We start from the raw sequence: 14,224 nt of genomic DNA on the forward strand, positions 1-14,224 counted from the left end.
ACCCAGGCGTCGCCGACCTTCATCCGCAGCGGGCCGGTGGAGCGCTCGGAGGTCAGCGTCCCGTCCGGGTTCGCCCACAGGGTGACGAACTCGGTGCGGGCCTTGGTGACCTCGATCCGGCGGCCCTGGAGGCGGGCCGTCAGCAGGGCCGACGCCTCGTCGGGCGCCTCGGTGGAGGGCGCGGCCGGGGCGGCCGGGGGCACCGGCGCCTCGGCGGACCGACCGGACGCCAGGGCGTCGGCGACCACACCGGTCTGCACCAGCAGACCGAGTGTCAATACCGTGGATATCCGGCGTATCCAGCGCATGGAAAAGGCCCCGCCGGTGGAACCGGACGAGGCCAAAGACCGTCGTTTCATCAAGACTCTCTCGGAAGATGGTGCGTCATCAGACGGTTCGTTCAGAACCGAAAGACAACCTCTCATCCCCAGCGAACACCCAGGAACCATTCAGGATGACAATCAAGTAACGGATCATCCACACCCTGTAATTAGGTGGCGATTCATCCCTGTTCGCACCGACCGGGCCATTTCCCCTATTCGCCCCGGGATATCAGGAATCACCCGCTTCTGCGCCGTAGACTGGCCGTTGCCCGGGGTTTCCCGGGAGGGGGGCTCGCGGGAGGTCCTCATGCGTCGGCGGCACAGTTTCCACCTCGACCGGGGAACACACTCCGTCACGGTGAACGTCCGGTCCGGCCGGATCACCGAGACCGAACTGCTGGTGGACGGCAAGGAGGTGGCCTTCCACCGGGTGCACGGTCACGGGGTGTACCCGCTGACCCTCGCCGCCCAGCTCCCCGAGGAGCCGCCGCAACAGGTGGCCGTCCGGCTGGAGCGCACGGGCGTGCCGGAGCGGCCGCTCAGCTGCGCGCTGGAGCTCGGCGGGGCCGTGCACCCGATGCCGGAACAGACCGAACGCTGAGGCGCTAGACCTTCGCCGCGATCTCCTCGACGGCCGCGCGCGCCCGGTCCGCGTCCGCCGGGACGAGGCCGATCCTGGTGCGCCGGTGCAGCACGTCCTCGACGTCCAGCGCGCCCTCGTGGGTGAGCGCGTACGCGATCTCGGCCCGGCTGACGTCGATCCCCTCCGCGACCGGCGCGCCGTAGCCGGCGCCCAGCCGTTCCTCCCCCACCGCCAGCACCTCGCTCGCCGCGCCGCCGTGCCGGGCGAGCAGCGAAGCCGCGACCTCCCCCTCCGGCGCCGGGCGGCTGTCCCGGTGGCCGGGCGCGCCGACCAGCGGCAGCCGGGCCGTCCAGCAGGCGCGAGCGGGCAGTGCGCGCAGCCGGACGGCGGCGTCCACGGCGTCCTGGGCCATCCGGCGGTAGGTGGTGAGCTTGCCGCCGACCACGGTGATCACGCCGTCCGGGGACTCCAGCACGGCGTGCTGCCGGGAGAGGTCGGCGGTGGCGCCGTCGCCGGTGTCGATCAGCGGACGCAGTCCGGCGTAGGCGCCGCGTACGTCGGCCCTGGTCAGCGCGGTCTCCAGGGCGGTGTTCACGGTGGCGAGCAGGAAGTCGAGCTCGGCCTCGGTGGGCTGCGGCTCGTCCGGGACCGGGCCGGGCGCGTCCTCGTCGGTGAGGCCGATCGCGACCCGGCCGAGCTGCTGCGGCAGCGCGAAGACGAAGCGGCTGGTGGAGCCGGGGACGGGCACGGTGAGCGCGGCGGCGGGCCGGCCGAGCGCGGTCGCGTCGACCAGCAGGTGGGTGCCCCGGCTGGGGCGCAGCCGGATGGAGGGGTCCACCTCGCCCGCCCACACGCCGGTGGCGTTGACCACGGCGCGGGCGCCGAGCAGGAACGATTCACCGGTCAGGGTGTCGGTGAGCCGGGCGCCCGACCCGGTCACCTGCTCGGCGCGCACCCGGGTCAGCACGGACACTCCGTACTGCGCCGCCGTCCGGGCCAGCGCCACCACCAGCCGGGCGTCGTCCACGAGTTGGCCGTCGTGCGCGACCAGGGCGCCGGACAGCCCGGCGCCGCGCAGGCCCGGCACCAGGGCGCGGGCCCGGTCCGCGCCCACCCGGCGCACGCGCGGCAGCAGCCGGCCCGGGGTGCCGGCGCTCAGCCGCAGCGCGTCGCCCGCGTGGAAGCCCGCGCGGACCAGCGCGGCCTGCCCGGGCCGCATCAACCCGTCCAGCAGCGGCACCAGTTGGGGCAGCGCGCGGACCAGGTGCGGGGCGGTGCGGGTCATCAGCACCCCGCGCTCGACCGCGCTCTCCCGGGCCACGCCGACCCGGCCGGAGGCGAGGTAGCGCAGACCGCCGTGGACGAGCTTGGAGCTCCACCGGCTGGTCCCGAAGGCGAGGTCGCGCGCCTCGACCAGCGCCACGGAGAGCCCGCGGGCGGCCGCGTCCAGCGCGACGCCCGCGCCGGTCACGCCGCCGCCGATCACCAGGAGGTCGACCGACGGCCCGGAGGCGAGCGCGTCCAGCTCCAACTCCCGGCGACGGGCGGTGAGTCGGGCGGTCCCGGCGAAGGGACCGGCGAAGGGCCCGGCGGGGGTGGTCATCTGCGGCCTCCGTAGCGGATCGGTGTCGGCGGGTTCACGGCGCGAGGTAGCCGTCCAGGGCCCGGGCGAGCTCGCGGCGCCAGGCCGCCTCGGGCAGCAGCGTCGCCACCATGCGGTGCGACTGGACGGTGGACTGGGCGATCAGCAGCACCATCGCGGCGAGCTCGACCGGCTCGCCGGCCCGGATCGAACCGTGGTGCTGCCCCTGGACGATGCCGGCCCGCAGCGCCTCCAGCAGCCCGCGCTGGCTGGTGCCGAGGCGCTCGACCACGTACTCGAAGAGGGTGTCGGAGTCGGCGGAGCGCAGCAGCGCGCCGAGCACCGGGTGGTCGCGCAGCCGGACCGCCACCTCGACGACGCCCTCGACGAACGCGGCCCGGTCGGCGCCGCCGAGCCGCACGGCGTCCCGGGTGGCCCCGATCTCGCGGGTCAGCAGCGCACCGATCACCGCCCGGACGTCCGGCCAGCGCCGGTAGACGGTCGGCCGGCTCACCCCGGCGCGGCGCGCGATCTCGGCCAACTGGGTGCGGCCCACGCCGAGTTGCACGATCAGCTCGGCGGCGGCGTCGAGGATCGCGTCATCGGTTCCGCGCGGTCCGGCGGACTGCGGCGCGGCGGCCCGCCCAGGACTCCCGGGGCTCTGGGGCCCCTCAGGGGCATCGTTACTACTTGACATGATGTGTAAAACTGTAACGCATGACCCCCGAGAAGCAAGCGGCGCCGGCCGGTGCGGCCGCCCTGCCGCTCCCCCCGATGAAGTGGGACGCCTGGGGCGACCCGGCCCTCGCCAAGGAGCTGTCCGCCGACATCAAGGGCCTGCTCGCCGCCGCCCTCGGCGTCACCGGCGACGCCGCCCCCGGCCCGGACGCCTCGGAGGTCGTGCTGCGGCCCTGCGCCCTCTCCCCCGACGACCTCGCGGCGCTCGCCGCCGCCGTCGGCGAGACCCACGTCAGCACCGCCGACGCCGACCGCCTCCCCCGGGCCGGCGGCAAGTCCACCCCCGACCTGCTGCGCCGCCGCTCGCGCGAGCCGCAGGACGCGCCCGACGCCGTGGTGCTGCCCGGCGACGAGGACGAGATCGCCGCGCTGCTCGCCGTCTGCGCCGAACGCCGCATCGCCGTCGTGCCGTTCGGCGGCGGGACGAGCGTCGTCGGCGGGCTGGAGCCCGAGCGCGGCGGCTTCGCCGCCGTCGTCTCGCTCGACCTGCGCCGCCTCGACCAGCTGCTCGACCTCGACGGGACCTCCGGCGAGGCGCTGCTCGGCGCCGGCCTCACCGGCCCGGCCGCCGAGGCACTGCTCGCCGAGCACGGCTTCGAACTCGGCCACTACCCGCAGAGCTTCCGCTTCGCCACCATCGGCGGCTTCGCGGCCACCCGCTCCTCCGGGCAGAACTCGGCCGGCCACGGGCGGTTCGACGAGATGGTGCGCGGCCTGCGCGTGGTCACCCCGGCGGGCGTGCTGGACCTCGGCCGCGCCCCCGCCTCCGCCGCCGGGCCCGACCTGCGCGAGCTGTTCCTCGGCTCTGAGGGCACCCTCGGCGTGATCACCGCCGTGCGGGTGCGCATCCACCCCGTGCCCGCCGTCAAGGCGTACGAGGCCTGGTCGTTCCCCGACTTCACCACCGGCACCGCCGCGCTGCGCGCCGTCGAGCAGCAGGGCACCGGCGCGACCGTCATCCGGCTCTCCGACGAGGCCGAGACGATGATCAACCTCGCCATGACCGAGAAGATCGGCGGCGAGCCCGCGGTGACCGGCTGCCTGGCCGTCACCGTCTTCGAGGGCAGCGCCGAGCAGGTCGCCGCCCGCCACCAGCTCACCCGCGCCGTCCTGCTCGCCGCCGGCGGCAGCTCGCTCGGCGAGGCGCCCGCCCGGGCCTGGGAGCACGGCCGGTTCAACGCCCCCTACCTGCGCGACTCGCTGCTCGACGCGGGGGCGCTGTGCGAGACGCTGGAGACCGCCACCAGCTGGCAGCAGCTGCCGGCCCTGCGGTTCGCCGTCACCGCCGCGCTCACCGAGGCACTCCCCGGCTCCCTGGTGCTGTGCCACATCTCGCACGTCTACCCGACCGGGGCGTCGCTCTACTTCACCGTGGTCGCCGCGCTCGGCGAGGACCCGCTCGCCCGCTGGGCCGCCGCGAAGCGCGCCGCCGGCGACGCCGTCGTCCGCTCCGGCGGCACCATCACGCACCACCACGCCGTCGGCACCGACCACCGTCCGTGGATGGCCGCCGAGATCGGCGAGCTGGGCGTGCGCGTCCTGCGCGCCGTCAAGGCCGAGCTCGACCCGGCGGGCATCCTCAACCCGGGCAAGCTGATCCCGTGACCGGCCGGAGAACCATCGCCCGCGTCGTTCTCCTCACCAACCCCGCGGCGGCGGCCGGCCACGCCGAGCCGGCGGCCCGCCGCGCCACCGCCCGTCTGCGCGCCCTCGGCATCGCCGTCGACGCGCGGGCGGGCGACTCCGCCGCCGACTCACTCGCCCTCGCCCGGGCCGCCGTCCGCGGCGATGGTCCGGGCTCCTGTGACGCCCTGGTCGTGGTCGGCGGCGACGGCATGATCAACCTCGGCCTCCAGGCCGTCGCCGGCACCGCCGTCCCCTTCGGCGTCATACCGGCCGGCACCGGCAACGACCACGCCCGCGCCCACGACCTGCCCCGCAACGACCCGGAGGCGGCCGCCGACGTGATCGCCGCCGGCCACACCCGCACCGTCGACCTCGGTCGGATCACCGCCGCGGACGGCACCACCCGCTGGTTCGGCTCCGTCCTCGCCAGCGGCTTCGACTCCCTCGTCAGCGACCGCACCAACCGCCTGCGGTGGCCGCGCGGCCGGTTGCGCTACCACCTCGCCATCGCCGTCGAGTTCGCCAACCTCCGCCCGCTGCCGTTCCGGATCACCCTCGCCGACGGCACCGAGATCGACCGCGACCTCACCCTCGCCGCCGTCGGCAACACCAGCAGCTACGGCGGCGGCATGCTCATCTGCCCCGACGCCGACCCCACCGACGGCCTCCTCGACGTCACCCTCGTCGACGCCATGCCCCGCCGCCGGGTCGCCCGCTTCTTCCCCACCCTGCTGAAGGGCACCCACATCCACCACCCCGAGGTCACCACCCACCGCACCCCCGCGCTGCGGCTGTCCTCCCCCGGCATCACCGCCTACGCCGACGGCGAGTTCCTGGCCCGCCTCCCGATCGACGTCACCGCCGTCCCGGCCGCCCTCCACCTCCTCGCCCCCGCCCCCTGACGGGCGACCAGCGCCGGGGCGCGGCGCCGGAGGCGGACTCAACCCGCCGCCCGGCGCGCCTCCGCCTTCTCCCCGGGGACCGCCATCGGAGCGGCGGCCGGATCAGTAGACTGACCGCCCTCAACTCCGTGCGTTACCAGGGCTTGTGGGGGCAATCGTGGACGTGCACATTTCCGTGACCGGTGGGGAGACCGTCGCGGAGGCCGAGTCGTTGACCGACTGGCTCCGGGGGGAGCCCGGGCTGCGGGGCGTCGCCCTGACCGGGCGGGCGCCGCGGCCCGGGGAGATGGGGGCGGTGCTGGACACCGTCTCCGTCGCCCTCGGGGCCGGCGGCGGCCTCTCGGTGCTCGCCTCCTCGCTGCGGGCGTGGTTCGCGCAGCCCCGGCGCAGCGACGTCCGCCTGAAGATCCGCCGCCCGGGCGGCGCCACGGTGGAGCTCGACGCCAAGCGGGTGCGCGCCGGGGAGCTGGAGGCGCTGCTGCGCGCGGCGCTGGCGGAGCCGGACGAGTCCGCCCCCGAGCAGGGCTGACGTGCCGCTCCCGGACCCCCTGCGGTCACGGATCGTGCTCGTCGGCGCGAGCGACTACACGGACCCGGACCTGCCGAACCTCCCGGCGGTCCGGCGCACCGTCACCGACCTCGCCGCCCAGTTCACCGACCCCCTGCACGGCATCGTCCCCGAGGAGCACTGCACGGTCCTGCTGAACGACACCGACCTGGCCCGGGTCGGCCGCACCCTGCGGGACGCCGCGAGCGCGGCCGAGGACCTGCTGCTGGTGTACTTCGCCGGGCACGGGCTGGTCGGCGGACGCCGGCACGACCTCTACCTGGCCCTGCCCTACAGCGATTACGAGGCACCGGAGTTCAACTCCGTCGAGTACGACAAGCTGCGCGCCACCGTGCTCGACAGCCGCGCCGCCACCAAGATCATCGTGCTGGACTGCTGCTTCGCCGGCCGCGCCGTCAACGACACCATGGCCGGCGGCCGTGACACCGTCGACCGGCTCGAAGTGGCGGGCACCTACGTGCTCGCCTCCGCCCCGCGCGACCAGGTCGCCCTCGCCCCGCCCGGCGAGGAGTACACCGCGTTCTCCGGGCGGCTGCTGCGGCTGCTGCGCGAGGGCGTCCCCGGCGGCCCGGAGGAGCTGACCGTCGTGGAGCTCTACCGGCGGCTGACCGCCGCCATGCGCGCCGAGAACCTGCCCGTCCCGCGCAACCGGGGCACCGAGAACGCCGACCAGACCGCACTCGCCCGCAACCGGGCCTTCGCCGCCACCGCCGCCCCCGCCCTGCGCCTGCGCCAGGCGGAGGCCGAGCAGCAGGCGCTGCAGGGCGACTGGGCGGGAGCGGCCGAGATCCTGCGCCCGGTCCTGGCGGAGCAGACCCGCGTCCTCGGCCCGGACCACGAGGACACCCTGCGCTCCCTCCGCACCCTCGCCCACTGCCTCGGCGGCACCGGCGACCCGGCGCAGGCCGTCCGGCTGCTGCGCCCCCTGCCCGAGGCGTACGCCCGGCTGCACGGCGAGGACCACCCGGAGACCCTGCACACCCGCCAGTTCCTCGCCGTCAACCTCGGCGAGTCGGGCCGGCGGACGGAGGCCGTCGCCCTGCTGCGGATCCTGCTCGCCGACCGCAGCCGGGTGATGGGCGGCGAACACACGGACACCCTGCGGACCCGGCACATGCTCGCCCGCAACCTCGCCCTGACCGGCGCCGAGGCCGAGGCGGCGGCGCTGCTGCGGCAGGTGATCGCGGAGCGGGACAGGGTGCTGGGCGCGAAGCACCCGCACACGGTACGGGCCCGCAAGGACCTGGCGGCACTGCAAGCACCGGAAGGGAGCACACGGGGTGTTTGAGGACTTCGACGACCGCGCGCGCAGGGCCGTCGCCCTGGCAGAGGCCCAGGCGGTCGCTCACGGTCACGGGCGGATCGACACCACCCACCTCCTCCTGGGTCTCCTCGACGAGGAAGGAGACGCCCGCAGCGTCCTGATCACGAGCGGTGTCGATCCCGGGGCCGTCCGCCAGGAGGCCGAGAACCGCCTCGGCCGGGGTACGCACCACGGCCCCGTCGCCGGGTACTCCCCGGGCGCCCAGTCGGTCCTCCAGGCGTGCCGCCGCAAGGCGGCCGAGCACCCCGACGGGCTGGTCCGCGTCACGGACCTGTTGCGGGAGCTCGCCGTCCCACGCCCCGTCGAGGGCGCCGCCGAGGTGCTGGCCCACTTCGGCCTCACCCGGCCGAGGATCGAATTCCTTGCCGCCCAGCCCGCGGTCCCGGTCCCTCTCACGGCGCTCGCCTCGCTCGGCCGGGACCTCACCGCCGCCGTACGGGGCGAGACCGTCCACGGGCGGCGGCCGGAGATCGAGCAGGTACTGCGGGTGCTGCGCCGGCACACCCGCAACGTCGCGCTGCTGGTGGGCGATCCGGGTGTCGGCAGGACGAGCGTGGTGATCGGGCTGGCCGAGGCCATCGCCCTGGGCCGGGCGCCGGCCGACTTCCTCGGGAGAACCGTCCGGCTCCTCGACGTCGGCGCCCTGTTCGCCGACCCGCGGCACCACGGCCGGTTCACCGAGCTGATGGCCGAGCTGGTGGGCAACCTCATGGAGGCGACGGACCTCATCCTGTTCCTCGACAACGCCCTCGCGACGGTGCGCACGCGCGAGGGCGTCGTCGAGGCGCTGGCGTTCCTGCGGCCGGTCTTCGGCCGGGTGGGCGTCTCCGTCGTCGCCACCGCCACCAGCGAGGAATTCCGGCGCTGGGAGCGCGGCTCCGCGCTCGACCGCGCGATCCAGCTGGTGGCGGTGACCGAACCGGCGCCGGGCGAGGTGCTGGAGATCCTGCGCCACGCCCGGCACCGGCTGGTCGAGCACCACGGCGTGGAGATCACGGACGAGGCCCTGGAGGCCGCCGCCCGGCTGGCCCGCGACTTCCTGCCCGGGCAGGCCCTTCCCGGCGCGGCCGTCGACCTGCTCGACGAGGCGGCCGCGAGCGTCCGCTCCGGGCCCGGGCAGGCGCAGGACTCCCCCGCGGTCACCCGGACCGTGGTGGAGCACACCGCCCGCGCGGCCGCCCCTCTCCGCCTGCCCGTCCCCCACGACCCGTTCGTCTGGTCGATGAGCTGACCGCGCCGCAGGGGCGGACCTACCCCAGCTCCAGCGCCGCCCAGGCGAAGCCCTCGCCCCACCCGGGCTCGCGGCGGGCCCAGGCGGTCATGGCCGCGATCACCGGCTCGGGGTCGTCGAGGAGCACCTGGAAGTGCCGGTCCGGCCCGCCGTCCCGGTGCTCCAGGGTGTACTCGCCACCCTCCTCGTGCCACACCTGGACGTAGACGTCCGGCTCGTCGGGTATCCGCTCCACCACCAGGAAGCGGTCCTTCCGCTCGCCGATCCGCCGGACCAGCCCCGCCAGCGCCTCGGCGCCGGGCCGCGGGTGGGTCTCGTCGTTCTCCGTCCGCACCGTGATCTCCAACATGGCCCGATCCTGGCACGGACCACTGACACTCCCGCAGCCGGACGCTGCGGCCGCTTCGGTACGGTGGCGGCATGGGTGTGACGCGGACGCCGCGGGGGCGGTGGGTGGAGGAAGGGCTGCGGGCGCTCGCCGAGGGCGGGCCGGAGGCGGTGCGGGTCGAGGTGCTGGCGCAGGCGCTCGGGGTGACCAAGGGCGGCTTCTACGGGCACTTCCGCAACCGCGAGGCGCTGCTCGCCGAGATGCTGGACACCTGGGAGCACACGGTCACCGACGACGTCATCGAACGGATCGAGGGCGAGGGCGGGGACGCCCGGGCGCGGCTGGGGCGGCTGTTCGCCATCGTCGCGACGCCCGGGGAGGGGCCGGGGACGGGCATGGCGGTCGACCTGGCGATCCGTGAGTGGGCGCGCCGGGACGAGGCGGTGGCCGGGCGGCTGCGGCGGGTCGACGACCGGCGGATGGCCTACCTGCGGTCGCTGTACGGGGCGTTCTGCCCGGACCCGGAGGACGTGGAGGTGCGCGCCTTCGTGTCGTTCACGCTGCGGATCGGGTACCACCTCGTCGACGTCGGCCACGAGGGGCGCAGCCGGGCCGAGGTGATGGAGCGGACCAGGGACTGGCTGCTGAGGTAGCCGGGGAAGCGTCGGGGCGCCAGGCGGTCAGGGCGCCACGGCGTCGGGGAACCAGGGCGTCGCGGCGTCACGGTGTCACGGCGTCACGGTGTCACGGCGTCTGGAAGAGCTCGTCCAGGTGGTGGCCGAGGATCGCGAGCGCCGCCTCGCCGGTGCGCCGGCCGGCGAGCACGCTGGAGCCCAGGCCGTTGACCATCGCCAGCAGACCGAGCGCATCCTCGGCGTCGTCGGGGCATAGCGGCGGGGCGGCGGGACCGGCGGGTCCGGCGGGTCCTCAGACCCCCCGGCGGGCCTCCAGCACGCCGTTGTCGATCGCCGCCACCAGCGCGGCGCGGTCGGCGGCGGTGCGGTCGGCGTACTGGACGGCGAAGTCGGCGACGGCCTCGGCGAAGGTGTCCGAGCCGCCGAGGTAGCCGGCGATGGCGATCCGGTCGCCGGAGCGGGCGTGCGCACGGGCCAGGGCGCGTCCGCAGAGGTCCGCGTAGGCGCGCAGGTCGCCGGGGGCCATGCCGGCGACGTCGGCGGAGCCCTTCATGTCGCGCAGCTGCCGGCCGTAGAAGTGCCGGCCGGCCGGGCCGGTGGTCCAGCCGAGGAAGATGTCGCTGGCGGCCTGGAGCAGGCGCTGACCGGTGACCACCCGGTGCCCTCCGTGCACCACCGGCGCCTCGGCGGTCGGCCGGCCGGCGGGCAGGTACGGCTCCAGCACGGACCGCCCGGCCTCCTTGAGCTGCAGGAACAGCGGGTCGCGCTCGTCGCGGCCCTCCAGCAGGAGGACGAAGCAGCGGGTGCCGACGCTGCCGACGCCGACCACCTTGCGGGCGACGTCGGCCAGCCGGAAGCGGTCGAGCAGGACGCGGCGGTCCTCGGGGAGGGTGGCCCGGTAGTCGCCGAAGATCTTGCCGACCCGGCGCAGTTCCTCGCGCGGGAGGGGTTCGAGCAGCGGCGGGTCGCTGACGATCCGGCGCCGGCCGTCCTCGCCCCGCTCGGTGAGCTTGTCGAAGGCCTGGAGGCTGGTGCGGCGGCGGGCCTTGTCGAGGCCGGCCTCGACGCGTCTGCGGCGGCCGCGTTTGCGCACCAGCGGGAGGAGGTCGTCGGCGTCGATCCGGGCGTACCAGACGTCGAGTTCGCCCAGCGCGGCGAGGCGGCGCATGGCGGTGGCGTAGCCCTGGGCGGCGGTGAGGGCGGCCCGGCGGGCACGGTCGTCGTCGTGCCCGTTGTCGCGGGCGGCGACGGTGACGCTGGCGGCGAGCCGCTTGAGGTCCCACTCGAAGGGGCCGGGGTAGGTCTCGTCGAAGTCGTTGGCGTCGAACAGCAGCGCCCGTTCCGGGGAGGCGTACACGCCGAAGTTCAGCAGGTGGGCGTCGCCGCAGAGCTGGACGGTGAGGCCGGTCTCGGGGACGGCCGCGAGGTCGGCGGCCATCACGGCGGCGGCGCCGCGCAGGTAGGCGAACGGCGAGTCGGCCATCCGCCCGTAGCGGATCGGGTTGAGGTCGGGGAGCCGGTCCTGGGCCTGCCCGGCCAGGACGGTGAGCGGGTCGGGCCGGTCGGCGGCGGGGATCCAGCGGCCGTGGGCGGAACGCGGGACGAGTTCGCGGGCGGCCCGGCCGAGCCGGCGGCGTTCGGTCGGACTGGTCATGCGCGGCTCCTCGACGTGTGCTCCGGCTCGACGTGTGCTCCGGCGGGCCGTCGCGGGCGGCGGCTTCCTTCCCCGCGACGCTAGGGCAGCCGCCGGGGGACGGCACGTCGGAGCGCGGGCGGACGTCCGGGACGCCCGCCCGCGCTGCTCCGAACGGGTGAGGCGGGGCCGCCGGGCTGGTGGGGCCGCGCCGGTGTGCGGCCGCGCCGCTGAGCGGCCCGCGTCACTCCACGGTGAAGTCCGCCATCATCGCCATGTCCTCGTGCTCCAGGTTGTGGCAGTGCAGCATGTACGACCCCGGGTAGTCGGTGAACCGCACCAGCACCTCCACCGCCTCCGCCGGCCGCAGGTCCACGGTGTCCTTCCAGCCCTCGTCGTAGGGGCCCGGGTCGCGGCCGTTGCGCGACAGCACCTGGAAGGCGTTCAGGTGCACGTGGACCGGGTGGTGGACGTCGCTGAAGAACCGCCAGATCTCGGTGCTGCCGAGCTCCGGGGCGGCCAGCGCGCGACCGGGCTGGTAGAGCCGGTTGTTGATGGTCCAGTTGCCGTCGCGGCTGCGGCGGAAGCCGAAGACCCGGGTGGCGACGGCGGCCTCGGGGTCCAGCCGTTCGAGGGTGCAGAGCCGCTCGGGCAACGGCGGATCGTCGTTCACCGGGCGCGAGCCGACCTCGAACAGCATCACCTCCTCGGTCCGCCCGGCGCCGAAGCGGTTCATCAGCCGTACGGCGGTGCCGGGCGGGTAGCGGGAGAAGTCCACCACCAGGTCGAAGCGCTCGGCGGGCGCGATCTCGACCGCGTCGTGCGCGACCGGCTCCTCCAGCAGCCCGCCGTCGCCGCCGATCTGGACGAGCGCGTCACCGCCGGGCGGCTGCGGGTCGAGTTCCAGCCGGTAGAGGCGGGCGTTGGAGGCGTTGAGCAGGCGCAGCCGGTAGCGGGCCCGGTCCACCTCGGCGCGCGGCCAGGGGGCGCCGTTGACCAGGACGACGTCGCCGAGGACGCCGTTCATGTAGTCGTCGGTGACGCCCGGGACGGCGAGGTCGGGGTCGGTGGCGGGGTAGGCGAAGGAGCCGTCGGCGGCGAAGGCGCGGTCGGCGAGCATCAGCGGGAGGTCGCGCTCGCCGCGCGGCAGCGGCAGGGCGTCCTCCTCGTCGTCGTGGACGAGGTGGAAGCCGGTCAGTCCGCGCCAGACGGCGGGGCCGGTGAAGCCCATCCGGTGGTCGTGGTACCAGAGGGTGGCGGCGCGCTGGTGGCCCGGATAGGTGTAGTCACGGGTGCCGGTGACGGTCCGGACGGCATCGCGGGCGGCCCGGCCGGCCGATCCGCGCATCGTCTTCATGCCCGCCATCCCCTCCATCCCGGCCATGCCCGCCATTCCCGCCATGCCCGCCAGTCCGGCCAGGGCGTGGGCGGTGGCGTCATCGGCGGACGAGCCGACCGGGAGCAGGAGGTCCACCGGGTAGCCGTCGCTGTCCGCCGGGGTGTGGCCGCCGTGCAGGTGGACCACCGAGGGCACCGGCAGTTCGTTGCGGTGGCTCACCACCGTCCGGCGGCCGGAGCGGACGGACAGGGTGGGGCCCGGGTAGGTGCCCCCGTACGTCCAGGCCTCGGTGTGCACGCCGGGCAGGATCTCCAGCCGGGCGACCCGCTGGGTGATCTCGTAGTAGTCCGCGGTGCCGTCGGTGCGGACCGGGGCGAGCACGGCCGGCACCGGGAGCGGGACCTCGAACGGCTCCGGCAGCGGGACCTCGCTGCTCAGCAGGCGTCCGGGCCGCCCCTCGGCCAGCAGCCGGGCGGCCGCGGGGACGGCGAAGGCGCCGAGGGCACCGGCGCCGAGCACGGCCGCGCCCGCGCCGAGGAACCGGCGGCGGTTCACGGGGCCACCTCCACCGCGCCGCTCCCGGTGCCGGCCGCCGTGCCGGAGGGCCGGGGCAGCCGTCCGGCCCCGTCCTCCGTCCCCGTCCCCGACGGCGACGGCGACGGCGACGAGGCCGCGGCTGCGGGTGCGGTCAGCGGCAGCCGCCAGGCGCCGACCAGGGAGAACAGGTGCGCGCTGACCAGCAGCACGCCCAGCGTGACGTGCACGCCGACCGACCGCTCGTAGCCCGTCCAGGTCTGCGCCGCGTCCGCCGCCAGCAGCAGGACCGCCGCCACCAGCGGCCACCACGGCCCGCGCTCCCCCACCGGCCCGGCGGCCCGGCGCACCAGCGCGGCCGCGGGCAGCTGCAGGACCAGCACGCCGCCCAGCGCCATCGAGGCGACCTCGTGCGCCCGCAGCGCCTCGTAGTGGCCGTTCAGGAAGCCCGCGGCCAGCACCGTCCCGGCCAGCACCAGCGCGGCCGAGGCCGTCGTGGTGCCCCGCAGCAGGAGCCGCGGCAGACGGACCGCCGGGGGCGCCGGCGGCCCGTCCGGCGTACGGGCCGGGGGGAACAGCGGCAGGCGGGGCGTGCGGGTCACCGGGGGACTGCTCAACTCGGCCTTCTCTCTGCCGGGCGCGCCGCGACGGGAGGGGCCCGCCGGGCGGGCATGCCGGACGCGCTCGGCGCGGGGGTGTGGGCGGGACAGCCGCCGCGGGCGCGCGCCACCGGCTACGGGCGCGGCCGCGCACGCGACCGATCACCCCTCACTATCGGTGCGGGGCCGCCGCTTTCCGGCCGACGACCCCGCTCTCCCGTCTGTTCAGCGCGCCTTTGTCACCCGAACGGGCGGTGCGCCGCCCCCGCGCGCACCGCC

At 75.8% G+C, this 14,224-nt stretch carries 13 protein-coding genes and 1 pseudogene; 7 read left to right on the plus strand and 7 right to left on the minus strand.

The window, feature by feature from the left end; genetic code table 11:
* On the minus strand, positions 1-278 hold a 278-nt coding region (locus ACFXAM_RS32485), incomplete at its 3' end, for a hypothetical protein (protein ID WP_380296705.1).
* A 403-nt stretch (positions 279-681) separates the two neighbouring features.
* Here ACFXAM_RS32485 and ACFXAM_RS32490 point away from each other — a divergent pair.
* A complete protein-coding gene (locus ACFXAM_RS32490) occupies positions 682-924 on the plus strand; it encodes a hypothetical protein (RefSeq protein ID WP_380296707.1) in 243 nt (80 codons plus the stop codon).
* A 4-nt stretch (positions 925-928) separates the two neighbouring features.
* Here the strand turns inward: ACFXAM_RS32490 and ACFXAM_RS32495 are convergent, their stop codons facing one another.
* Together ACFXAM_RS32495 and ACFXAM_RS32500 are read right to left on the minus strand one after the other, a co-directional pair.
* The gene (locus tag ACFXAM_RS32495) at positions 929-2,509 is read right to left on the minus strand and encodes a glycerol-3-phosphate dehydrogenase/oxidase (protein WP_380296709.1); all 1,581 of its coding nucleotides are present in this window, start codon (positions 2,507-2,509) and stop codon (positions 929-931) included.
* A 34-nt stretch (positions 2,510-2,543) separates the two neighbouring features.
* Positions 2,544-3,185, minus strand: coding sequence for a TetR/AcrR family transcriptional regulator (locus ACFXAM_RS32500; protein WP_380296711.1), 642 nt, complete (start codon positions 3,183-3,185; stop codon positions 2,544-2,546).
* A gap of 20 nt (positions 3,186-3,205) precedes the next feature.
* Here ACFXAM_RS32500 and ACFXAM_RS32505 point away from each other — a divergent pair, with 20 nt between their 5' ends.
* The 5 genes from ACFXAM_RS32505 (at position 3,206) to ACFXAM_RS32525 (ending at position 8,877) form a co-directional block, all read left to right on the plus strand.
* Positions 3,206-4,831, plus strand: a complete 1,626-nt coding sequence (locus ACFXAM_RS32505) for an FAD-binding oxidoreductase (RefSeq protein WP_380296713.1) — start codon at positions 3,206-3,208, stop codon at positions 4,829-4,831.
* Complete coding sequence (locus ACFXAM_RS32510; RefSeq protein WP_380296715.1) at positions 4,828-5,754, plus strand: diacylglycerol kinase; 927 nt, start codon at positions 4,828-4,830, stop codon at positions 5,752-5,754. The genes ACFXAM_RS32505 and ACFXAM_RS32510 overlap by 4 nt, the downstream gene beginning before the upstream one ends.
* A 163-nt stretch (positions 5,755-5,917) precedes the next feature.
* Positions 5,918-6,283 (plus strand): hypothetical protein, encoded by a 366-nt coding sequence (locus tag ACFXAM_RS32515; protein ID WP_380296717.1) that lies wholly within the window; start codon positions 5,918-5,920, stop codon positions 6,281-6,283.
* 1 nt (position 6,284) lies between these two features.
* Positions 6,285-7,610 carry a tetratricopeptide repeat protein gene (locus tag ACFXAM_RS32520; RefSeq protein WP_380296719.1) on the plus strand — a complete coding sequence of 442 codons (1,326 nt, stop codon included), beginning with the start codon at positions 6,285-6,287 and terminating at the stop codon, positions 7,608-7,610.
* On the plus strand, positions 7,603-8,877 hold the full coding sequence (locus ACFXAM_RS32525) for a Clp protease N-terminal domain-containing protein (RefSeq protein WP_380296721.1): 1,275 nt from the start codon (positions 7,603-7,605) through the stop codon (positions 8,875-8,877). The genes ACFXAM_RS32520 and ACFXAM_RS32525 overlap by 8 nt, the downstream gene beginning before the upstream one ends.
* 22 nt (positions 8,878-8,899) lie before the next feature.
* Here the strand turns inward: ACFXAM_RS32525 and ACFXAM_RS32530 are convergent.
* Positions 8,900-9,226, minus strand: a pseudogene (locus ACFXAM_RS32530) (hypothetical protein); the annotation flags it as partial.
* A 71-nt stretch (positions 9,227-9,297) separates the two neighbouring features.
* On the opposite strand from ACFXAM_RS32530, the gene ACFXAM_RS32535 reads away from it, so the two are divergent.
* Positions 9,298-9,858, plus strand: coding sequence for a TetR/AcrR family transcriptional regulator (locus tag ACFXAM_RS32535; RefSeq protein ID WP_380296722.1), 561 nt, complete (start codon positions 9,298-9,300; stop codon positions 9,856-9,858).
* 274 nt (positions 9,859-10,132) lie between these two features.
* Here ACFXAM_RS32535 and ACFXAM_RS32540 read toward each other — a convergent pair whose 3' ends face one another.
* The 3 genes from ACFXAM_RS32540 to ACFXAM_RS32550 form a co-directional block, all read right to left on the minus strand.
* Positions 10,133-11,494 carry a DUF2252 domain-containing protein gene (locus tag ACFXAM_RS32540; protein ID WP_380296724.1) on the minus strand — a complete coding sequence of 454 codons (1,362 nt, stop codon included), beginning with the start codon at positions 11,492-11,494 and terminating at the stop codon, positions 10,133-10,135.
* 223 nt (positions 11,495-11,717) lie between these two features.
* Positions 11,718-13,367 (minus strand): multicopper oxidase family protein, encoded by a 1,650-nt coding sequence (locus ACFXAM_RS32545; protein WP_380296726.1) that lies wholly within the window; start codon positions 13,365-13,367, stop codon positions 11,718-11,720.
* Positions 13,364-13,963: a hypothetical protein gene (locus ACFXAM_RS32550; protein WP_380296727.1), complete on the minus strand. Its 600-nt coding sequence runs from the start codon at positions 13,961-13,963 to the stop codon at positions 13,364-13,366. Before ACFXAM_RS32550 ends, ACFXAM_RS32545 begins: the two co-directional genes overlap by 4 nt.
* Positions 13,964-14,224: the final 261 nt, after the last annotated feature.

The sequence above is a fragment of the Kitasatospora sp. NPDC059462 genome (assembly GCF_042749955.1).
In the GTDB taxonomy this organism is placed as follows: Bacteria; Actinomycetota; Actinomycetes; order Streptomycetales; family Streptomycetaceae; genus Kitasatospora.